Raw genomic sequence first — 21,428 nt, forward strand, 5'->3', positions numbered from 1 at the left:
CCCATAACCCATAACCCAAAACCCAAAACCCAAAACCCAAAACCCAAAACGCACGCCTGTCAGCCGCGCCGTTGTCACCTGACCAACCGCAACCCCGCCAGCACCAGCGCAAACACCGCAATGCTAGCGGTGTACAGCACCAGCGCCGGCACCGCGAACACCAGGGCCAGCACCGCCAGCCACCAGCCAGCGCGGCCGGGAGCCACCTGCGCCAGCAGCGCCAGGCCCAGCCCACCCCAGGCCAGCACCTGGTGGTGAATGCCCAGCCCCAACAGCGAGCGCACCTCGCACTGCCAATAGGCCGCCGGCGACGTGCACAACCCTACCCACTGCCCGTCTTCCATCAGCCCATAACGCACGCCATAACTGGCCGCGAGCCACAGCCCGACAAACAGCACCAGCAGTGCAACCGGCAGCGAACGAGACATCCTGTTCTCCAATAGCGGTAATCGAAAGCATCCATGATCGCTTATGGGCTGTTGTAAGGCAAAATCACAACCCTGCAGCTATGTTGCAGATAACCAGCACACCAAAGGCCACCGCGACTGGCAACTTTGCCCGGTCGGCTGTGGTCCTAGCCTGCACACTGCTCGACCTTGCGTTCTTTTGGGGGATTACATGCTTCGATCTTTGCGCCTCGCTGCCCTGCTCGGCAGCCTGCTCATGGCTGTGGCCGCTTCTGCGCGGGATATCGACGCGGCAAGCTACGGCTACCCCTTGACCAACCCGTTCGAGGCGACCATCGCCACCACGCCGCCCGAGCAACGCCCGACCCTGCCCGGCGACGACGAAATCAACCAGTCCGACTACAGCCTGAACCTGCGCCCGGAGCGCGAATTCACCCTGCCCGACAACTTCTGGGCAGTGAAGAAGCTCAAGTACCGCCTGGCCCGCCAGGACCGTGAGGCGCCGCTGATCTTCATCATCGCCGGCACCGGTGCCCCCTACACCAGCACCATCAACGAATACCTGAAGAAGCTGTTCTACCAGGCCGGCTTCCACGTGGTGCAACTGTCGTCGCCCACCAGCTACGACTTCATGAGCGCCGCCTCGCGCTTCGCCACCCCCGGCATCAGCCAGGAAGACGCCGAAGACATGTACCGGGTAATGCAGGCCGTGCGTGCCCAGCACCCCCGCCTGCCGGTCAGTGATTTCTACCTCACCGGCTACAGCCTGGGTGCGCTTGACGCCGCCTTCGTCAGCCACCTGGACGAAACCCGCCGCAGCTTCAACTTCAAGCGCGTGCTGCTGCTGAACCCGCCGGTCAACCTGTACACCTCGATCAACAACCTCGACAAACTGGTACAAACCCAGGTCAAGGGCATCGACCGCAGCACCACCTTCTACGAGCTGATGCTGGAAAAACTCACCCGCTACTTCCAGGACAAGGGCTACATCGACCTCAATGACGCCTTGCTGTACGACTTCCAGCAGTCCAGGCAGCACCTGTCCAATGAACAGATGGCCATGCTCATCGGCACCTCATTCCGCTTTTCGGCGGCCGACATCGCCTTTACATCCGACCTGATCAACCGCCGCGGCCTGATCATTCCGCCGAAGTTCCCGATCACCGAGGGCAGCAGCCTCACGCCGTTCTTCAAGCGCGCCCTGCAGTGCGACTTCGACTGCTACATGACCGACCAGGTGATCCCGATGTGGCGCGCCCGCACTGACGGCAACAGCATCCTGCAACTGGTCAATCAGGTCAGCCTGTATGCCTTGGAAGACTACCTGCGCAGCAGCGACAAGATCGCCGTGATGCACAACGCCGACGACGTCATCCTCGGCCCTGGCGATATCGGTTTCCTGCGCAAGGTGTTCGGTGACCGCCTGACGCTTTACCCCCATGGCGGCCATTGCGGCAACCTCAACTACCGCGTCAACAGTGACGCCATGCTGGAGTTCTTCCGTGGTTAACAAACTCCTCTTCGCCACTGCCCTGCTTGCCGCCGGCCACACCCTGGCTGCCGAAACCGCCCCCCGGGCAAGCGTTGTCGAGGCCGACCCGCAGGTGGTCGACACGGCCCCGCTGGCGCCTGAAGCCGATGGTTTCATCGACCCGCTGCGCGAGCTCAAATTCAACCCGGGGCTGGACCAGCGCGAGTTCGAGCGCTCCACCCTGGAGGCGCTGAACGTCTACGACCCGCTGGAGTCGATCAACCGGCGCATCTACCACTTCAACTACCGGCTGGACCAGTGGGTGCTGCTGCCGCTGGTAAGCGGCTACCAGTACGTAACACCGCGCTTCGTGCGCACCGGGGTGAGCAACTTCTTCAACAACCTTGGCGATGTGCCGAACCTGTTCAACAGTGTGTTGCAGTTGAAGGCCAAGCGCTCGGCAGAGATCACCGCACGGCTGATGTTCAACACCATCATCGGGGTGGGTGGGCTGTGGGACCCGGCGACCAGCATGGGCCTGCCACGGCAGAGCGAAGACTTTGGCCAGACCCTGGGCTTCTACGGCGTGCCGAACGGCCCGTACCTGATGCTGCCGGTGCTGGGGCCATCGAACCTGCGTGATACCACCGGGTTGGTGGTGGACTATGCGGGTGAGCAGGCGGTCAACTACCTGAACGTGGCCGAAGCCAGCACCGACCACCCGGAGATCTTCGCCCTGCGCGTGGTGGACAAGCGCTACACCACCAACTTCCGCTACGGCCAGCTGAACTCGCCGTTCGAGTACGAGAAGGTGCGGTACGTGTACACCCAGGCGCGCAAGTTGCAGATAGCCGAGTAAACCTGCTTCGGCCTGGGGGTTTGGCTTGCTGGAGATGAGGCCGGAACCGGCGGCATCAAACCCCCAGGAATTGGCACAACTCGCGCTTCTTCGCCAAAGCGTCCCGCCGCCCCAGGTCGATCAGTTCACTGCAATAACTCGCCTCGAAAAGCAGATAGCTCAACACCCCCGCCCCACTGGTACGCGTTGCCCCCGGCCCACGCAGGAACAGGCGCAGCGCTGCCGGCAACTCGCGCCGGTGCCGCGCGGCGATCTCGTCCAGCGGCTGGCTGGGCGCCACTACCAGCACCTCGATCGGCGCCAGGCCCAGGCGCCGTGCGTCCAAGTGCGCCGGCAACAGCCGGCTCAGGTGATTGAGCCGCTGCAACAGCTCGATATCATCCTCCAGGCTATCGATGAAGGTGCTGTTGAGCATGTGCCCACCAATCTGCGCCAGGCTCGGTTGCTGCCCGCTGAACACGCGCTGGGTGGGCAACGGTGGCGCCGGCCGCTGCGGGTTGCCGCTGACGCCGACCACCAGCACCCGGCTGGCGCCCAGGTGCAGGGCCGGGCTGATCGGTGCCGGCTGACGTACCGCACCGTCACCGTAATATTCGTCGCCCAATCGTACCGGGGCGAACAACAGCGGGATCGCCGCGCTGGCCAGCAGGTGGTCGATGGTCAACGCGGTGGGCACGCCGATGCGACGGTGGCGCAACCAGGCTTCGATGGTGCCGCGGCCTTGGTAGAAAGTTACCGCCTGGCCAGACTCGTAACCGAAAGCGGTCACCGCTACGGCGCGCAACTGATCGGCAGCCAGGGAACGGGCGATGCCATCCAGGTTCAGGTGCGCCTCCAGCAAACCGCGCAACGGGCTGCTGTCGAGCAAGGCCACCGGTGCCTGGCCGCCCAGGCCGAGCAGGCTGTGGCTGACGAAGCGGCTGGCCTGGCGCACCACCCCTGGCCAGTCGCTACGGATCACAAGGTGGCTGCGAAAATTCTGCCAGAAGGCCGTGAGCCGTTGCACGGTCTCGTTGAACTGGCTGGCGCCGCTGGCCAGGGTCACGGCGTTGATGGCGCCGGCGGAAGTGCCGACGATGACCGGAAACGGGTTGCGGGCGCCCGCGGGCAGCAGCTCGGCGATGCCGGCCAGCACGCCGACCTGATAGGCAGCGCGGGCACCACCGCCAGAAAGGATAAGACCGGTTATCGGGGGTGGTGCCATGGCGTCCTTCCTGGGGTTGAGGTGCCTACATACCCGGCCGCTCAGCGGGCACATCCGCGACCACGGGCCCCGCAACACTCAGAACCCGTGGTAATCCTGTGGCAGCGGGTTCACCCGCGAAGCAGCCAGACCAGCTGACACAAGGTTCAGCGCTTTTTCTTGTCATACAGCCGCGGCGCCCCTTCGGGCCGCGACTTGAACCGGCGGTGCGCCCACAGGTACTGCTCGGGGCACTCGCGCAACACACGTTCGACCCACTGGTTGATGCGCAGGCAGTCGGCTTCTTCGCTCTCGCCGGGGAAGTCCGCCAGCGGTGGGTGGATAACCAGACGATAGCCGCTGCCATCCTCCAGGCGCTTCTGGGTAAACGGAATCACCTGCGCCTTGCCCAGCCGGGCAAACTTGGTGGTAGCGGTCACCGTCGCCGCCGGGATGCCGAACAACGGTACGAAGATGCTCTGCTTGGCGCCGTAGTCCTGGTCCGGTGCGTACCAGATCGCCCGACCAGAACGCAGCAGCTTGAGCATGCCACGCACGTCCTCGCGCTCTACCGCCAGCGAATCAAGGTTGTGGCGTTCGCGGCCGCTGCGCTGGATGAAGTCGAACAGCGCGTTACCGTGCTCGCGGTACATGCCGTCGATGGTGTGCTGTTGGCCAAGCAGCGCGGCGCCGATTTCCAGGGTGGTGAAATGCACTGCCATGAGGATCGCCCCCTGCCCCGCCTGCTGGGCGGCCTGCAGGTGCTCCAGCCCTTCGATGTGGGCCAGACGCGCCAGCCTGGCCTTGGGCCACCACCAGCTCATGGCCATTTCGAAGAAGGCAATGCCGGTGGAGGCAAAGTTGGCCTTGAGCAAACGCTGCCGTTCGTCGTTCGACAGCTCCGGGAAGCACAGCTCGAGATTGCGCGCGGCGATGCGCCGCCGCTCGCCGGCGAAGTGATACATCAGCGCGCCCAGCGCGGCACCGATTTTCAACAGCACCCGGTACGGCAGCTGGACCACCAGCCACAGCAGGCCCAGGCCCAGCCACAGGCCCCAGAACCTGGGATGAAAGTAATAGCGACGAAAACGCGGGCGTTCCATTGAAGCATCCGGAAAGACAAAGGCCGCGCATTCTACAACGGATCAGTGCATGTTGCGGGCAACCGGTGTTCTCGTTATAAGTCAGGGCACTTTTTTCGCAACAAGCCGTCTATGCAGACCATGAGCCCAAACCACACACCCGACACCGCCTCCGTGTTCCAGCTCAAGGGCAGCATGCTCGCCATCACGGTACTGGAACTGGCGCGCAATGACCTTGAAGCCCTCGACCGCCAGCTGGCGGCCAAAGTCGCCCAGGCACCTAACTTTTTCAGCAACACGCCGCTGGTGCTGGCGCTGGACAAGCTGCCGGCCGACGAAGGGGCAATCGACCTGCCCGGCTTGATGCGGATCTGCCGCCACCACGGCCTGCGTACCCTGGCCATCCGCGCCAACCGCATCGAGGACATCGCCGCCGCCATCGCCATCGACCTGCCAGTGCTGCCACCTTCCGGCGCCCGTGAGCGACCGCTGGAGCCTGAACCCGAAGTGGTGCGCAAACCGCAACCGGCCCCGGCGCCAGCCCCGGCCGCCGAACCCGAAGTTCGCCCGACCCGCATCATTACCGCGCCGGTACGGGGTGGCCAGCAAATCTACGCCCAGGGTGGCGACCTGATCGTTACCGCCTCGGTCAGCCCGGGTGCGGAACTTCTCGCCGATGGCAACATCCATGTGTACGGCCCCATGCGCGGCCGCGCCCTGGCAGGCATCAAGGGCAATACCAAGGCGCGTATCTTCTGCCAGCAGATGACCGCCGAAATGGTTTCCATCGCCGGCCAGTACAAGGTCTGCGAAGACCTGCGCCGCGACCCGCTGTGGGGGACCGGCGTGCAAGTCAGCCTGTCCGGTGACGTGTTGAACATCACCCGTCTTTAACGGATACTTGCCAGCATTTTTAGAGCAACTTTTTCACTGTTGCCGTTATTTAAGCTTTTTCAGTTATTTGCAGGGACCTGTGTCCCGACTATTTTAGGGGTGAAACACCTTGGCCAAGATTCTCGTGGTTACTTCCGGCAAGGGGGGTGTGGGCAAGACCACCACCAGCGCCGCCATTGGTACCGGCCTCGCACTGCGCGGCCACAAGACCGTCATCGTCGACTTCGACGTGGGCTTGCGTAACCTCGACCTGATCATGGGCTGCGAGCGCCGCGTGGTGTATGACTTCGTCAACGTGGTCAACGGCGAAGCCAACCTGCAGCAGGCGCTGATCAAGGACAAGCGCCTCGAGAACCTGTACGTGCTGGCCGCCAGCCAGACCCGTGACAAGGACGCGCTGACCCAGGAAGGCGTGGAAAAAGTACTGATGGACCTGAAAAAGGACTTCGAGTACGTCATCTGCGACTCCCCGGCCGGTATCGAAAAAGGCGCGCACCTGGCGATGTACTTCGCCGATGAAGCGATTGTCGTGACCAACCCGGAAGTGTCGTCGGTACGTGACTCCGACCGCATGCTGGGTATCCTGTCGAGCAAATCGCGCCGCTCCGAGAACGGCGAAGAGCCGATCAAGGAACACCTGCTGATCACCCGCTACCATCCCGAGCGCGTGGTGAAGGGCGAGATGCTCAGCGTCGCCGACGTCGAAGAAATCCTGTCGATCAAGCTCAAAGGCGTCATTCCGGAGTCCCAGGCTGTGCTCAAGGCGTCCAACCAGGGTATCCCGGTCATCCTCGATGACCAGAGTGACGCCGGACAGGCCTACAGCGACGCTGTCGATCGCCTGCTGGGCAAAGAGAAGCCAATGCGCTTCATCGATGTACAGAAGAAAGGATTCTTCGAGCGCATTTTCGGGAGCAAATAAACCATGAACCTTTTTGACTTCTTTCGTGGCAGGCAGAAACAGACCAGCGCGTCGGTAGCGAAAGAGCGTCTACAGATCATCGTGGCGCACGAGCGCGGCCAGCGCAGCGAGCCGGACTACCTGCCGGCACTGCAGAAAGAGCTGCTGGAAGTGATCCGCAAGTATGTGAACATCGGCAATGATGACGTGCATATCGAGCTGGAAAACCAGGGCAGCTGCTCGATTCTGGAGCTGAACATCACCCTGCCGGATCGCTGATCCGCGCTAAAAGCCGGGGCTGCCTTGCAGCCCTTTCGCCACCCAAGGCCGCTCCCACCAGGTGTAATCATTCCTGTGGGAGCGGCCTTGTGTCGCGAAAGGGCGGCAAAGCGGCCCCAGCGTTTTCTGCTATTTTCGTGAGAACTGCAATGCCGCTGTCGAATGTCCAGATCCTCTTCGAAGACGCCGCCATCCTGGTGATCAACAAGCCGACCCTGCTGCTGTCGGTGCCTGGCCGCGCCGAGGACAACAAGGACTGCCTGATCACCCGCCTGCAGGAAAACGGCTACCCGGATGCACTGATCGTGCACCGCCTGGACTGGGAAACCTCCGGCATCATCCTGCTGGCGCGCGATGCCGACAGCCACCGCGAACTGTCACGCCAGTTCCATGACCGCGAAACCGAAAAGGCCTACACCGCCTTGTGCTGGGGCCAGCCGGCACTGGACAGCGGCAGCATCGATTTGCCGCTGCGTTACGACCCGCCCACCAAACCGCGACACGTCGTGGACCATGAGCAGGGCAAGCATGCCCTGACCTTCTGGCGGATCGTCGAGCGTTGTGGGGATCACTGCCGGGTCGAGCTGACGCCGATCACCGGCCGCTCGCACCAGTTGCGCGTGCACATGCTGTCGATCGGCCACCCGCTGCTGGGTGACCGGCTGTATGCCAACCCCGAAGCGCTGGCTGCCCATGAGCGGCTATGCCTGCATGCCTCCATGTTGAGCTTTACCCACCCAGTGTCCGGGGGGCGGTTGAAGTTCGAGTGCCCGGCACCGTTCTGATCTTGCAGGGTCGGTAACGGCCTCTTCGCGGCTAAAGCCGCTCCCACAGGGACCGCACTGCTCTCAGGGGCTGTGCAATACCTGTGGGAGTGGCTTTAGCCGCGAAGAGGCCGACACAATTTGTCGACTTAATAGGCTAAACTCGCGCCACTGCTGTTTGGAGTGAGCTATGCGCGACGCACTGAATTCTGGCCTTATCGACTTTCTCAAGGCCTCCCCAACGCCCTTCCACGCCACCGCCAGCCTGGCCCAGCGCCTGGAGGCGGCCGGCTACCAGCGCCTGGACGAGCGCGACAGCTGGGTCGTCGAGCTTGGCGGCCGCTACTACGTCACCCGTAACGATTCTTCGATCATCGCCATTCAGTTGGGCAAGCAAGACCCGCTGCTCAACGGTATTCGCATGGTCGGCGCGCACACCGACAGCCCGTGCCTGCGGGTCAAGCCACAGCCCGAGCTGCAGCGCCAAGGCTTCCTGCAACTGGGCGTGGAAGTCTACGGCGGCGCCCTGCTGGCACCGTGGTTCGACCGCGATCTTTCGCTGGCCGGGCGCGTCACCTACCGCCGTGACGGCAAGGTCGAAAGCCAGCTGATCGACTTCAAGCTGCCGATCGCGATCATCCCCAACCTGGCGATCCACTTGAACCGCACCGCCAACGAAGGCTGGCAGATCAATCCGCAGAACGAATTGCCGCCCATCCTCGCCCAGGTGGCTGGTGACGAACGCGTCGACTTCCGCGCCCTGCTCACCGAACAACTGGCCCGCGAACACGAACTGATCGCCGACGTGGTGCTGGACTACGAACTGAGCTTCTACGACACCCAGAGTGCCGCCCTGATCGGCCTGAACGGTGACTTCATCGCCGGCGCCCGCCTGGACAACCTGCTGTCGTGCTATGCCGGCCTGCAAGCGCTGCTGGCCGCCGACAGCCATGAAACCTGCGTACTGGTGTGCAACGACCACGAGGAAGTCGGCAGCTGCTCGGCCTGCGGTGCCGATGGCCCGATGCTGGAGCAGACCTTGCAGCGCTTGCTGCCAGACGGCGACGCCTACGTGCGTACCATCCAGCGCTCGCTGATGGTGTCGGCCGACAATGCCCACGGAGTGCACCCCAACTACGCCGACAAGCACGACGGCAACCACGGTCCCAAGCTGAACGCGGGGCCGGTGATCAAGGTGAACAACAACCAGCGCTACGCCACCAACAGTGAAACCGCCGGGTTCTTCCGCCACCTGTGCATGGCCGAGGAAGTGCCGGTGCAAAGCTTTGTGGTGCGCAGCGACATGGGCTGTGGCTCGACCATCGGGCCGATCACGGCAAGCCACCTGGGCGTGCGTACGGTGGATATCGGCTTGCCGACCTTTGCCATGCATTCCATTCGCGAGCTGTGCGGCAGCCATGACCTGGCGCACCTGGTGAAGGTGCTGACCGCCTTCTACCGTAGCCGCGAGCTGCCTTGATGTAGCCAGGCCGGCCTTTTCGCGGGCAAGCCCGCCAAAAGGCCAAACCTGCTCAGGGTCAATCCCGCTTCGCTTGCAAAGGGCTATGCTTAATACATGGCCCCACTGCAAAAGGATTGCTGTCCATGTCCCCGTTTCTGTCGCTGTTCGTGCCGGTGTTCCTGTTCCTGTTGCTGCTGACCATTGGCTTCAGCATGCGCGAACGCAATATTGGGGTACTGATGATGTGGATCGGCACCTTGGGCATTTTTGGCCTCACCTGCTGGAAGATCCTCGAGAAACTGCCGACGTAAACCTCTACACTCGGTCAATCGTTTGACCTGAGGTAGATTTGCCAGTGCCTGCCCTCCTGCGTTACCTGTTCCTGCTGCTGTTGCTGTTCATCCCCCCGACCCAGGCGGCCGGCCTGCCGAGCCTGCTGGGCGGTAGTGCGCCCGCGCAACCAGAGGCCACCGAGCCGCTGGGCAAGTCGCTGGACGAGGTGATCAAGAACCTCGAAAACGACCAGCAACGGGCCAAGCTGCTGGCGGACCTGAAAAAGCTGCGCGACGCCACCAAACAGTCACAACCCAGTGTCGAACAGGGCGTGCTCGGCCTGATCGGCGGCGCCCTGCATGATTTCGAGAAACAGTTCAGCGGCGACGCCAGCCCCTTCCACCGCTGGGCCGCGGAAATCGAGCTGGCGCAAACCGAACTGACCGAACTGATGGTGCCGGTGCACCAGTGGCCGGCCATCCTGTTCGGCTTTGCCGCAGTGATTGCCGTGTGGAGCATGCTGGCCTATGCCTTCAACTGGGTCGGGCACCGGATACGCCTGCGTTTCGGCCTGAGCGAAGAACTGCCACAGCACCCGCGCACCTGGGACCTGGTGCGCTTTGCCTTGCGCAAGCTGGGCCCGTGGCTGGTAGCGCTGGTGTTCACCGTATACCTGAGCTTCGTACTGCCACCGTCGCTGGGTAAATCACTGGCCATGGTGCTGGCCTACGCCCTGGTGGTCGGCACCTGCTTCTCGGCCATCTGCGTCATCGCCTTCTCGTTGCTCGATGGCCCGCACCGCCATCGCGCCCTGCACATCCTGCGCCACCAGGCGTTCCGCCCGCTGTGGCTGATCGGCAGCTTCGCCGCATTTGGCGAGGCGATGAGCGACCCGCGCATGCTGGTGGCTCTCGGCACCCACCTTGCCCACGCCCTCGCAACCCTGGCCAACGTCATCGCCGCGCTGTGCACCGGGTTGTTCATCCTGCGCTTCCGCCGTCCGATCGCCCACCTGATCCGCAACCAGCCGTTGTCGCGGCGCCTGACACGGCGCACGCTCAGCGACACCATCGAGATTCTCGGCAGCTTCTGGTTCATCCCGGCGCTGATCCTGGTGGCGATCTCGCTGTTCGCCACCTTCGTGTCTGCCGGCGACACCAGCACCGCCCTGCGCCAGTCGCTGATGTGCACTGTGCTGGTGGTGGTGTGCATGGTGCTCAACGGCCTGGTACGCCGCCACGCGGCCAACCCCAAGCGCGCCAGCAAGCGCCAGGCGGTCTACGCCGAGCGCCTGCGCAACTTCGGCTACCTGCTGGTGCACCTGCTCATCTGGCTGCTGTTCATCGAGCTGGGCCTGCGCGTGTGGGGCCTGTCGATGATCAGCTTCGCCGAAGGCGACGGCCACGACATCAGCGTGCGCCTGCTGGGCCTGGCCGGGACGCTGATCGTCGCCTGGCTGGTGTGGATCCTCGCCGACACCGCCGTGCACCATGCCCTGGTACGCTCGCGCCGGGGCTTGGCCAATGCCCGTGCGCAAACCATGATGCCGTTGATCCGCAACGTGATGTTCGTGGTCATTTTCATCATTGCGGTAATCGTCGCCCTGGCCAACATGGGCATGAACGTCACCCCGCTGCTGGCCGGTGCCGGTGTGATCGGTCTGGCCATCGGTTTTGGCGCACAGTCGCTGGTGGCCGACCTGATCACCGGGCTGTTCATCATCATCGAGGACTCGCTGGCCATAGACGACTATGTGGATGTGGGCGGCCACCTTGGCACGGTGGAGGGGCTGACCATTCGCACCGTGCGCCTGCGCGATATCGACGGCATCGTGCATACCATCCCATTCAGCGAGATCAAGAGCATCAAGAACTACTCGCGCGAGTTCGGCTACGCGATCTTCCGCGTCGCGATCCCGCACAGCATGAACATCGACCAGGCCATCACGCTGATTCGCGAGGTGGGGCAGAAACTGCGCAACGACCCGCTGATGCGCCGCAATATCTGGTCGCCGCTGGAGTTGCAGGGGGTGGAAAGTTTCGAGTCAGGGTCGGCGATCTTACGGGCGCGGTTCAAGACGGCGCCGATCAAGCAATGGGAAGTGTCGCGGGCGTTCAACCTTGCGCTGAAGCGGCAGCTGGACGAGGCAGGGCTCGACCTGGCGACGCCGCGGCTGTCGGTGCAGGTGGTGACCGCCGGGGGTGGTGGGATGGCAGAAACCGGTTCATCCAGTTAGGGCCCTTTCGCGGGCAACCCCTGGGAAGCAACCGTCGGGCTAGCCCACCTGGGCGCGGATGCGGATTGCATCATGCCGCCAAAACTCCAGGTCACAGTCGATCAGGTGCCCATGCTGGTCACTGTTGACCCGGGTGATGTGCAACCCCGGGCTGCCCGCCGACACCTTCAGTGCACTGGCTGCCGCCACCGGCAATGCCGTGGGCAAAATCTCGAAGCACACCTGCCCATAGCGGATGCCGTACACCCGCCCATAGATCTCGGTCAGCGACTGCGCCAGGTCCTGTTCGAGAATATCCGGAAAATACCGGGGGTTGAGGTAATGCTCGGCGTACAGCACCGCTCGCCCATCGATACGGCGTAACCGGCAGATCCGCACCACACTCGACAACGCCGGCAACTGCAGGCGCGCACAGATGGCCGCCGAGGCTGGCTGCAGCCGCGCCGACAACAGCTCGGTGCTGGCCACTCGGCCCTGTTCACGCACCATGGCATGGAAGTGGCTGCGCTGGATCAGGTCGTAGGTCAGCCGCTGCGGCGCAACAAACCAACCGCGGCGTTCTTCGCGGTAGATCAAGCCTTGGGCTTCCAACTGCACCAGCGCCTCGCGCAGGGTAATGCGGGTGGTATCGAACACCTCGCTGAGCCGGCGCTCGGCCGGCAGCTTGCCGCCCGGCGCCAGCAAGCCGTGCTCGATCTGCTCCTGCAAGGCATGGCAGATGGCTGTTACCGCACGCGGTGGCGTCGACTGCATCAAAAGGTTACCTATCTGGACTAGTCCAGCCCCACGAAGGGGCCTGTGAAGATTAGTGCAGCCTAGGCAGGGCTGATGAACATCCTGTGACAAAGGCCGGCAGCAAGCACTGCCAAAAACGCGCCAACCCAGCAGAACCGGGCCAGTCAGGTGGTCTACGCTGTAGTCTCAGGGCCGTTTCAGGTGTAGCCCTACATCAAATTGTCACGCAAGCGGCCTACCTTGGCTCAAGCTTTGCTGACCTAGACCAACGGTCACCAGACAACCGCTTCACTCATAACAACGATCGCTAAAGGCACCCATACCAAGGAGCTTCGGATGAAAAAGTTGTTCATGGCGTCACTGCTCGGCTCGGCCATCACCTTGTGCACCTCGGCCATGGCCGCCGGCCCTGATCTCAAGGCTTTGGAAGACGCCGCCCGCAAGGAAGGTACCGTCAACAGCGTGGGCATGCCTGATGCCTGGGCCAACTGGAAAGGCACCTGGGAAGACCTTGCCAGCAAATATGGCCTCAAGCACAGCGACACCGACATGAGCTCGGCCCAGGAGCTGGCCAAGTTCGAGGCAGAGAAGGACAACGCCAGCGCCGACATTGGCGATGTGGGTGCCGCCTTCGGCCCGATCGCAGTGACCAAGGGCGTGAGCCAGCCGTACAAGCCAAGCACGTGGGACCAGGTGCCGGAGTGGGCCAAGGACAAGGATGGCCACTGGGCGCTGGCCTATACCGGCACCATCGCCTTCATCATCAACAAGGACCTGGTCAAGGAAGAAGAACGGCCGAAAACCTGGCATGACCTGGAAAAAGGCAAGTACAAGGTTGCCATCGGTGACGTCGGTACCGCCGCCCAGGCTGCCAACGGCGTGCTGGCTGCGGCCATTGCCTACAAAGGTGATGAAACCAACGTAGCACCAGGCCTGCAGCTGTTCACCAAGCTGGCCCAGCAGAAGCGCCTGTCGCTGGCCAACCCGACCATCCAGACCTTGGAAAAAGGTGAAGTGGAAGTCGGCGTGGTGTGGGACTTCAACGGCCTGAGTTACCGTGAACAGATCGACCCCAAGCGCTTTGAAGTGCTGATCCCCTCCGATGGTTCGGTGATCTCCGGCTACACCACGGTCATCAACAAGTACGCCAAGCACCCCAACGCGGCCAAACTGACCCGGGAATACATCTTCAGCGATGCCGGGCAGATCAACCTGGCCAAGGGGCATGCTCGGCCAATCCGTGCCGAGCACCTGACGCTGCCGGCGGATGTGCAGGCCAAGTTGCTGCCTAACGAACAGTACGGTGCAGCCCAGCCGATCAAGAATGCCGAAGCCTGGGAAGCCACCTCGAAGAAACTGCCGCAGATGTGGCAGGAGCAGGTGATCATCGAGATGGAGTAAGGGGCTAGCGTTTGTAGTGCCTGATCCGGCCCTTTCGTAGGTAAAACCGCTCCCACAGGGACAGCACAGGTCCTGAGCCTTGTGCAGTCCCTGTGGGAGCGGGCTTACCCGCGAAGAAGCCAACGCGGTTTATGACTGGAGCCACCATGCAGCACAACGTCATCCTGGTCTTGCTAGACGGCCTCAACTACCAGGTCGCCCACCACGCCATGGGCCACCTGCACGCCTACGTCGAGGCGGACCGCGCCGCGCTGTACCGTGTGGAATGCGAACTGCCATCGCTGTCGCGGCCGCTGTACGAGTGCATCCTCACCGGCGTACCCCCCATCGACAGTGGCATCGTGCACAACAATGTCAACCGCCTGTCCAACCAGCGCAGCGTCTTCCACTACGCGCGCGAGGCCAACCTGGGCACGGCAGCGGCGGCCTATCACTGGATGAGCGAACTGTACAACCGCTCGCCCTTCGACCCGCAGCGCGACCGCCATACCCACGCGCCCAAGCTGCCGATCCAGCACGGGCTGTTTTACTGGGACGACCGTTACCCCGATTCGCACCTGCTGGCCGACGGCGAATACCTGCGCCGCCGCCATGCACCGAACTTCCTGCTGGTACACCCGATGAGCATCGACGACGTCGGCCATCACCATGGCCTGGACAGCAGCCAATACCGCAACGCTGCGCGCAGCGTCGATATCCTGCTGGCTGACTACCTGCCGGGTTGGCTCGAGGAGGGCTACCAGGTACTGGTGACAGCCGACCATGGCATGAACAACGACCGCTCGCACAACGGCCTGCTGGCTGAAGAACGTGAAGTGCCGTTGTTCGTGTTTGGCGACGCCTTCAGCCTCGACCCGGCAGCCAAGCCACTGCAGACCGAGCTGTGCGGGACCATCTGCGAACTGCTGGGCGCTGCCCACGACAAGACGGTGTGCAGGGAGTTGCTCAAGTGAACCGTGGCCGCTACCTGGCCCTGCTCTGCCTGCTGCCGTTCGCCGTGTTCTTCGTCATCTTCCAGGTCGCGCCACTGGCCTGGGTGGCGATCAACAGCCTGCAATCGGAAGCCGGTTGGGGCGTGGCCAACTTCAGCAAGGTGTTCGCCTCGAAGTTTTACCTGCAGGCACTGCAACGCAGCCTGGAGATCAGCTTCTGGTCGAGCCTGTTCGGCATCATCATCGCCACCCTCGGTGCCTATTCGCTGCGTCAGGTGGATTCCAGACTGCGCGATTTCGTCAGCGCCTTCGCCAACATGACCAGTAACTTTGCCGGGGTGCCGCTGGCCTTCGCCTTCATCATCCTGCTCGGTTTCAATGGCGCGCTGACCCTGCTGCTGAAGCAGGTCGGCCTGCTGGAAGACTTCAGCATCTATTCCAAGAGCGGCCTGATTCTGGTGTACACCTACTTCCAGATCCCGTTGGGCGTGTTGCTGCTGTACCCGGCGTTCGACGCCCTGCGTGAGGACTGGCGCGAATCGGCCGCGCTGCTGGGCGCCAGCCACTGGCAATTCTGGCGGCACATCGGCCTGCCAGTGCTGACCCCGGCCCTGCTTGGCACCTTCGTCATCCTGCTGGCCAACGCCCTGGGCGCCTACGCCACCGTGTACGCGTTGACCACCGGCAACTTCAACGTACTGCCGATCCGCATCGCTGGCCTGGTGGCCGGTGACATCAGCCTCGACCCCAACCTGGCCAGCGCCCTGGCGATGGTACTGGTCGGGCTGATGACGCTGGTCACGGTGGTGCACCAATGGCTACTGAAACGGAGCTACCATGCGCGCTGACACCCGTTCCGGCGGCTGGTACCACCGCGCCGTGGTCTACCTGCTGTTCCTGATCCTGCTGCTGCCCCTGGCCGGCACCCTGCTCTACTCGCTGGCTACCAGCTGGTCGGCCAGCCTGCTGCCCAGCGGCCTGACCTTCAAGTGGTACATCGCACTGTGGAGCGAGCCGCGCTTCCTCGCCGCCTTTGGCCAGTCGCTGCTGGTGTGCGTGGGCGCGCTGCTGCTGTCGGTGGTGCTGATCCTGCCGCTGCTGTTCGTGGTCCACTACCACTTCCCCAGGCTCGACGCGCTGATGAACATCCTCATCCTGTTGCCGTTCGCGGTACCGCCGGTGGTTTCATCGGTGGGTCTGCTGCAGCTGTATGGGAGCGGGCCGATGGCCATGGTCGGCACGCCGTGGATCCTGATCGGCTGCTACTTCACCATTGCCCTGCCGTTCATGTACCGGGCCATTACCAACAACCTGCAGGCCATCAACCTGCGCGACCTGATGGACGCCGCCCAGCTGCTCGGCGCCAGCACCTGGCAGGCCGCGCTGCTGGTGGTGCTGCCAAACCTGCGCAAGGGCCTGATGGTGGCACTGCTGCTGTCGTTCTCGTTCCTGTTCGGCGAGTTCGTGTTCGCCAACCTGCTGGTCGGCACCCGCTACGAGACCCTGCAGGTGTACCTGAACAACATGCGCAACAGCAGCGGCCACTTCAACAGCGCACTGGTGATCTCTTACTTCGCCTTCGTGCTGGTACTCACCTGGGTCGCCAACCGCCTGAACAAGGACAAGACCTGACATGAGCTTCGTCAGCGTACAGAAACTGCACAAGAGCTATGCCGGCAGCCCGGTGTTCGAGAGCATCGACTGCCACATCGACCGCGGCGAGTTCGTGACCCTGCTCGGCCCCTCGGGCTGCGGCAAGTCCACCCTGCTGCGCTGCATTGCCGGGCTGACCCCGGTGGACAGCGGGCAGATCCTGCTGGACGGCCACGACATCGTGCCGCTGAGCCCGCAAAAGCGTGGCATCGGCATGGTGTTTCAGAGCTACGCGCTGTTCCCCAACATGACCGTGGAGCAGAACGTCGCCTTCGGCCTGCGCATGCAGAAGGTCAAGCCCGACGAAAGCCAGCTGCGGGTGCGCGAGGCACTGGACCTGGTGGAGCTGGGCAAGTTTGCCGGGCGTTACCCGCACCAGTTGTCAGGCGGCCAGTGCCAGCGCGTGGCCCTGGCCCGCTCGCTGGTCACCCGCCCGCGCCTGTTGCTGCTCGACGAGCCGCTGTCGGCGCTGGATGCGCGCATTCGCAAGCACCTGCGCGAGCAGATTCGCGCCATCCAGCGCGACTTGGGGCTGACCACCATCTTCGTCACCCACGACCAGGAAGAGGCACTGACCATGTCCGACCGCATCTTCCTGATGAACCAGGGGCGCATTGTCCAGAGCGGCGATGCCGAAACCCTCTACACCGCGCCGGTGGACCTGTTTGCCGCCGGCTTCATCGGCAACTACAACCTGCTCGACGCCGACAGCGCCAGCCGCCTGCTGCAACGCCCGGTGGCCAGCCGCCTGGCGATCCGCCCGGAGTCGATCAGCCTGGGCCTCGACGGCGAACTGGACGCCGAGGTACGCAGCCATAGCCTGCTGGGCAACGTGATCCGCTACCGAGTGCAGGTGCGCGGCGTGGAACTGGTGGTCGACGTGCTCAACCGCTCGCCGGCCGACCTGCATGCTGACGGGCAGCGGGTAAGCGTGTCGATCGACCCCACGGCGCTACGCGAAGTGGCTTAAGGAGATTCATCACGATGGCACTGGCAATTTTCGATCTGGACGAAACCCTGATCCACGGCGACTGCGCGTCGCTGTGGAGCGAGCAGATGGCCCGGCTGGGCTGGGTCGACGGCAAGGAGTTCCTGCGCCGCGACCACGAACTGATGGAGGCTTACGGCAAGGGTCACCTGCGGATGGAGGAGTACATGGCCTTCAGCCTGGAGCCTATCGCCGGGCGCACCCTGGAAGAGGTCGAGCACCTGGTCGAACCGTGGGTTGAAGAGGTGATCGAGCCGATCATCTACGGTGACGCCTGCCGTTACATCGCCGAGCACCGCAAGCGCGGCGACCGTATCCTGATCATTTCTGCTTCTGGCACGCACCTGGTCGGGCCGATTGCAGCGCGGCTGGGGGTAGATGAGTACCTGGCGATCGAGCTGGAGGCGGTGAATGGGGTGTACACCGGCAAGACCCGTGGGGTACTGACCTACCGCGAAGGCAAGATCACCCGTTTGCTGGAATGGCTGGACCAGGAGCAGGAGAACCTGGAGGGGGCGAGTTTCTATTCCGACTCGCGCAACGACTTGCCGTTGTTACTGAAGGTGGATCACCCGCACGTTGTGAACCCCGATGCGGTGTTGCGCGAGCATGCCGAGACCAACGGCTGGCCGATTCTCAGCTGGAACTGAAGATTCGTGTGGCCCTTTCGCGGGCAAAGCCGCGAAAGGGCCAGGCCTGCTTACACCAGGCTTGGGTCTATGACCATGACCAGCTTGCCCGACACCTGATTGGTCTCAAGCTCGGCATACGCGGCCTGGGCAAACTCGACCGGGTAGGTATCGACCAGTTGCGGCGACAGGCGCCCTTCGGCGAACAGCGGCCACACCTGCTGCTGCAACTCGCGAAGCAGCTCGGCCTTGAAGCTGTCATCGCGGTTACGCAGGGTGGAGCCGGTGATTTCCAGGCGTTTGCCCAGCACCTGCGCCAGGTCCAGTTCGAACTTGCGCCCGCCCATCAGGCCGATGATCACCCAGCGCCCATCACGCGCCAGCAGCCTGAGGTTGAGTTCACCGTAGCTGGCCCCTACCGGGTCGAGAATCACATCGAAGGGGCCGAACCCTTCCAGTGCTTCGAGGTTTTCGTTACGTACCACGCCACCCGCTGCCCCCAGTGCTTCGCAGTAGGCCAGCCGGTCCTGCGAACCGACGCTGACCCACACCGGGCTGCCAAACGCCTTGCACAGCTGGATGGCAGCCGAGCCCACGCCACTGGCACCCGCGTGTACCAACACCTTCTCACCCGCCTTCACCGCACCCAGCTGGAAGATGTTCAGCCAGGCGGTGGCATACACTTCCGGCAACCCTGCCGCTTCATGCAGGCTCAGGCCCTCCGGCACCGGCAACACATGGCGGGCATCGACCACCACTTCCTCGGCCATGGCGCCGCTGGCCAGCAGCGCGCACACGCGGTCGCCCACGCGCCAGTCGGCACCAGCCCCCACCTCTGCGATCACCCCGGCACACTCCAGGCCCATGTAAGGGCTGGCGCCTGGCGGTGGTGGGTACAAACCTTTCATCTGCAGCAGATCGGCGCGGTTCAGCCCGGCTGCAGCCACGCGAATGCGCACTTGGCCCGCGTCACAGGCCGGGCGTTCCGCCTCGACCCAGGCCACATGTCCGTCAACGCCTTGCAATGCCTTCACAGTGCCTCCATAGTTGAATCATATGACCGAGCCTGGGATCGTTGTGCCCAGGCTTTTTGCAGTATGCGCCCGGCTCCCCTGGAACCGGCGAACGGAATAGACGGCCTACTATGCGTGATCAAATGCCCCCACGTCGAATCAGCATGAAGCATTTCCTTCCAAGCACCGCGCTGGCCCTGATGGTTGGCCTGGGCAGCCTCACGCTCGGCGGCAATGCGGCGGCCGCCAACAAGTGGGACAGCCTGCAGCCGGACCGCGACGAGATCGTCGCCAGCCTCAACGTGGTGGAACTGCTCAAGCGCCACCACTACAGCAAGCCGCCGCTGGACGACGCCCGTTCGGTCATCATCTACGACAGCTACATCAAGCTGCTGGACCCGGCGCGCAGCTACTTCACCGCGGCCGACATTGCCGAATTCGACAAGTGGAAAACGCAATTCGACGATTTCCTCAAGAGCGGCAACCTTGACCCGGGCTTCACCATCTACAAACGCTACCTCGACCGCGTCAAGCAGCGCCTGGACTTTGCCCTGGCCGAGCTGAACAAGGGCGTGGACAAGATCGACTTCAACACCAAGGAAACCTTGCTGATCGACCGCAAGGATGCTCCGTGGCTGAAGAATCAGGCCGAGCTCGACGACCTGTGGCGCAAACGCGTCAAGGACGAAGTGCTGCGCCAGAAGATCGCCGGCAAGGAACCCAAGCAGATCCAGGAAACCCTGACCAAGCGCTACAAGAACCAACTGGCGCGCCTGGACCAGACCCGTGCCGAGGATATCTTCCAGGCCTACATCAACACGTTTGCCCAGTCCTACGACCCGCACACCAACTACCTGTCGCCGGACAACGCGGAAAACTTCGACATCAACATGAGCCTGTCGCTGGAAGGTATCGGCGCCGTGCTGCAAAGCGACAACGACCAGGTCAAGATCGTGCGCCTGGTGCCGGCAGGCCCGGCAGCCAAGACCAAGCAGGTGGCTCCGGCCGACAAGATCATCGGTGTGGCCCAGGGCAACAAGGAAATGGTCGACGTGGTCGGCTGGCGCCTGGACGAAGTGGTCAAGCTGATCCGCGGCCCGAAAGGCTCGGTGGTGCGCCTGGAAATCATCCCGGCCAGCAATGCGCCAAGCGACCAGACCAGCAAGATCGTCTCGATCACCCGTGAAGCAGTGAAGCTCGAAGAGCAAGCGGCGAAAAAGTCGGTGCTCAAGCTCAAGCAGGACGGGCGTGACTACAAACTGGGCATCATCGAGATCCCGGCCTTCTACCTCGACTTCAAGGCCTACCGCGCCGGTGACCCGGAGTACAAGAGCACCACGCGTGACGTGAAGAAGCTGCTCACCGAACTGCAAAAAGAGAAAGTCGACGGCGTGGTCATCGACCTGCGCAACAACGGCGGTGGCTCGCTGCAGGAAGCCACCGAACTGACCAGCCTGTTCATCGAGAAAGGCCCGACCGTACTGGTGCGCAACAGCGACGGCCGTGTCGACGTGCTTGAAGACGAAAACCCAGGCGCCTTCTACAAAGGCCCGCTGGCGCTGCTGGTAAACCGCCTGTCCGCCTCGGCGTCGGAGATCTTTGCCGGCGCCATGCAGGACTACCACCGCGCGCTGATCATCGGTGGTCAGACCTTCGGCAAAGGCACCGTGCAGACCATCCAGCCGCTCAACCATGGCGAACTGAAGCTGACCCTGGCCAAGTTCTACCGGGTTTCCGGGCAGAGCACCCAGCACCAGGGCGTGCTGCCGGACATCGACTACCCGTCGATCATCGACACCAAGGAAATCGGCGAGAGCGCACTGCCAGAAGCCATGCCATGGGACACCATCCGCCCGGTGGTCAAGCCGGCAGCCGACCCGTTCAAGCCGTTCCTGGCCCAGCTGAGGGCGCAGCATGAGGCACGTAGCGACAAGGATGCCGAGTTCACCTACATCCGCGACCGCCTGGCCCTGACCAAAAAGCTGATGGACGAGAAGACTGTCAGCCTCAACGAGCAGGACCGCCGCGCGCGCCACGATGACATCGAGGCCAAGCAACTGGCGCTGGAAAACATCCGCCGCAAGGCCAAGGGTGAAGAGCCGCTCAAGGAGTTGAAGAAGGAAGACGAAGACGCGCTGCCGACCGAGGATGAAAACACCAAGCCGGAAGACGACGCCTACCTGTCGGAAACCGGTCGCATCCTGATCGACTACCTCAGCGCCAGCACCAAGGTGGCCAAGAAGTAAGGCACCAAGTGCGATGATGG

21 protein-coding genes are annotated in these 21,428 nt (G+C 63.2%); 16 read left to right on the plus strand and 5 right to left on the minus strand.

Going from position 1 to position 21,428, the window contains the following annotated elements; genetic code table 11:
* Nucleotides 1-74 precede the first annotated feature (74 nt).
* Nucleotides 75-428 (minus strand): hypothetical protein, encoded by a 354-nt coding sequence (locus tag DMX11_RS17125; RefSeq protein WP_110745578.1) that lies wholly within the window; start codon nucleotides 426-428, stop codon nucleotides 75-77.
* A 190-nt stretch (nucleotides 429-618) separates the two neighbouring features.
* On the opposite strand from DMX11_RS17125, the gene DMX11_RS17130 reads away from it, so the two are divergent.
* Nucleotides 619-1,917, plus strand: coding sequence for a serine/threonine protein kinase (locus tag DMX11_RS17130; RefSeq protein WP_110745579.1), 1,299 nt, complete (start codon nucleotides 619-621; stop codon nucleotides 1,915-1,917).
* Nucleotides 1,910-2,737: a VacJ family lipoprotein gene (locus tag DMX11_RS17135; protein ID WP_110745580.1), complete on the plus strand. Its 828-nt coding sequence runs from the start codon at nucleotides 1,910-1,912 to the stop codon at nucleotides 2,735-2,737. Before DMX11_RS17130 ends, DMX11_RS17135 begins: the two co-directional genes overlap by 8 nt.
* Nucleotides 2,738-2,792: 55 nt before the next feature.
* Here DMX11_RS17135 and DMX11_RS17140 read toward each other — a convergent pair whose 3' ends face one another.
* The gene (locus DMX11_RS17140; protein ID WP_110745581.1) at nucleotides 2,793-3,941 is read right to left on the minus strand and encodes a patatin-like phospholipase family protein; all 1,149 of its coding nucleotides are present in this window, start codon (nucleotides 3,939-3,941) and stop codon (nucleotides 2,793-2,795) included.
* Between the two features lie 146 nt (nucleotides 3,942-4,087).
* Nucleotides 4,088-5,023, minus strand: a complete 936-nt coding sequence (locus tag DMX11_RS17145) for a lipid A biosynthesis lauroyl acyltransferase (protein WP_110745582.1) — start codon at nucleotides 5,021-5,023, stop codon at nucleotides 4,088-4,090.
* A 111-nt stretch (nucleotides 5,024-5,134) separates the two neighbouring features.
* Between DMX11_RS17145 and minC the strand changes: the two genes are divergently transcribed.
* From minC to DMX11_RS17175, 7 genes are all read left to right on the plus strand, one after another.
* Nucleotides 5,135-5,896 carry a septum site-determining protein MinC gene (gene minC, locus DMX11_RS17150; protein ID WP_110745583.1) on the plus strand — a complete coding sequence of 254 codons (762 nt, stop codon included), beginning with the start codon at nucleotides 5,135-5,137 and terminating at the stop codon, nucleotides 5,894-5,896.
* Nucleotides 5,897-6,005: 109 nt separating this feature from the next.
* Nucleotides 6,006-6,818: a septum site-determining protein MinD gene (gene minD, locus DMX11_RS17155; protein ID WP_003252574.1), complete on the plus strand. Its 813-nt coding sequence runs from the start codon at nucleotides 6,006-6,008 to the stop codon at nucleotides 6,816-6,818.
* Nucleotides 6,819-6,821: 3 nt separating this feature from the next.
* The gene (gene minE / locus DMX11_RS17160) at nucleotides 6,822-7,076 is read left to right on the plus strand and encodes a cell division topological specificity factor MinE (RefSeq protein WP_003252572.1); all 255 of its coding nucleotides are present in this window, start codon (nucleotides 6,822-6,824) and stop codon (nucleotides 7,074-7,076) included.
* 149 nt (nucleotides 7,077-7,225) lie between these two features.
* A complete protein-coding gene (locus DMX11_RS17165; RefSeq protein ID WP_110745584.1) occupies nucleotides 7,226-7,861 on the plus strand; it encodes an RluA family pseudouridine synthase in 636 nt (211 codons plus the stop codon).
* A gap of 169 nt (nucleotides 7,862-8,030) precedes the next feature.
* A complete protein-coding gene (locus tag DMX11_RS17170; RefSeq protein WP_110745585.1) occupies nucleotides 8,031-9,320 on the plus strand; it encodes a M18 family aminopeptidase in 1,290 nt (429 codons plus the stop codon).
* 125 nt (nucleotides 9,321-9,445) lie between these two features.
* Nucleotides 9,446-9,613, plus strand: a complete 168-nt coding sequence (locus DMX11_RS26070; RefSeq protein WP_012271002.1) for a hypothetical protein — start codon at nucleotides 9,446-9,448, stop codon at nucleotides 9,611-9,613.
* A 44-nt stretch (nucleotides 9,614-9,657) separates the two neighbouring features.
* Complete coding sequence (locus DMX11_RS17175; protein WP_110745627.1) at nucleotides 9,658-11,811, plus strand: mechanosensitive ion channel family protein; 2,154 nt, start codon at nucleotides 9,658-9,660, stop codon at nucleotides 11,809-11,811.
* Between the two features lie 39 nt (nucleotides 11,812-11,850).
* Here DMX11_RS17175 and DMX11_RS17180 read toward each other — a convergent pair whose 3' ends face one another.
* On the minus strand, nucleotides 11,851-12,564 hold the full coding sequence (locus DMX11_RS17180; protein ID WP_110745586.1) for a UTRA domain-containing protein: 714 nt from the start codon (nucleotides 12,562-12,564) through the stop codon (nucleotides 11,851-11,853).
* A 318-nt stretch (nucleotides 12,565-12,882) separates the two neighbouring features.
* On the opposite strand from DMX11_RS17180, the gene DMX11_RS17185 reads away from it, so the two are divergent.
* The 6 genes from DMX11_RS17185 (at nucleotide 12,883) to DMX11_RS17210 (ending at nucleotide 18,170) form a co-directional block, all read left to right on the plus strand.
* Nucleotides 12,883-13,947, plus strand: coding sequence for an ABC transporter substrate-binding protein (locus DMX11_RS17185; protein ID WP_110745587.1), 1,065 nt, complete (start codon nucleotides 12,883-12,885; stop codon nucleotides 13,945-13,947).
* A 146-nt stretch (nucleotides 13,948-14,093) separates the two neighbouring features.
* Nucleotides 14,094-14,900 carry an alkaline phosphatase family protein gene (locus DMX11_RS17190; protein ID WP_110745588.1) on the plus strand — a complete coding sequence of 269 codons (807 nt, stop codon included), beginning with the start codon at nucleotides 14,094-14,096 and terminating at the stop codon, nucleotides 14,898-14,900.
* Complete coding sequence (locus DMX11_RS17195) at nucleotides 14,897-15,727, plus strand: ABC transporter permease subunit (protein ID WP_177410755.1); 831 nt, start codon at nucleotides 14,897-14,899, stop codon at nucleotides 15,725-15,727. The genes DMX11_RS17190 and DMX11_RS17195 overlap by 4 nt, the downstream gene beginning before the upstream one ends.
* The gene (locus DMX11_RS17200) at nucleotides 15,717-16,511 is read left to right on the plus strand and encodes an ABC transporter permease (RefSeq protein WP_110745590.1); all 795 of its coding nucleotides are present in this window, start codon (nucleotides 15,717-15,719) and stop codon (nucleotides 16,509-16,511) included. Before DMX11_RS17195 ends, DMX11_RS17200 begins: the two co-directional genes overlap by 11 nt.
* 1 nt (nucleotide 16,512) lies before the next feature.
* The gene (locus DMX11_RS17205) at nucleotides 16,513-17,502 is read left to right on the plus strand and encodes an ABC transporter ATP-binding protein (protein WP_110745591.1); all 990 of its coding nucleotides are present in this window, start codon (nucleotides 16,513-16,515) and stop codon (nucleotides 17,500-17,502) included.
* Nucleotides 17,503-17,516: 14 nt separating this feature from the next.
* Nucleotides 17,517-18,170, plus strand: coding sequence for an HAD family phosphatase (locus DMX11_RS17210; RefSeq protein ID WP_110745592.1), 654 nt, complete (start codon nucleotides 17,517-17,519; stop codon nucleotides 18,168-18,170).
* Between the two features lie 50 nt (nucleotides 18,171-18,220).
* Here DMX11_RS17210 and DMX11_RS17215 read toward each other — a convergent pair whose 3' ends face one another.
* Complete coding sequence (locus DMX11_RS17215) at nucleotides 18,221-19,183, minus strand: NAD(P)H-quinone oxidoreductase (RefSeq protein ID WP_110745593.1); 963 nt, start codon at nucleotides 19,181-19,183, stop codon at nucleotides 18,221-18,223.
* A 143-nt stretch (nucleotides 19,184-19,326) separates the two neighbouring features.
* On the opposite strand from DMX11_RS17215, the gene DMX11_RS17220 reads away from it, so the two are divergent.
* Nucleotides 19,327-21,408: a carboxy terminal-processing peptidase gene (locus tag DMX11_RS17220; RefSeq protein ID WP_177410756.1), complete on the plus strand. Its 2,082-nt coding sequence runs from the start codon at nucleotides 19,327-19,329 to the stop codon at nucleotides 21,406-21,408.
* Nucleotides 21,409-21,428: the final 20 nt, after the last annotated feature.

The organism is Pseudomonas sp. LB-090624, from assembly GCF_003205205.1.
Lineage (GTDB): Bacteria > Pseudomonadota > Gammaproteobacteria > Pseudomonadales > Pseudomonadaceae > Aquipseudomonas.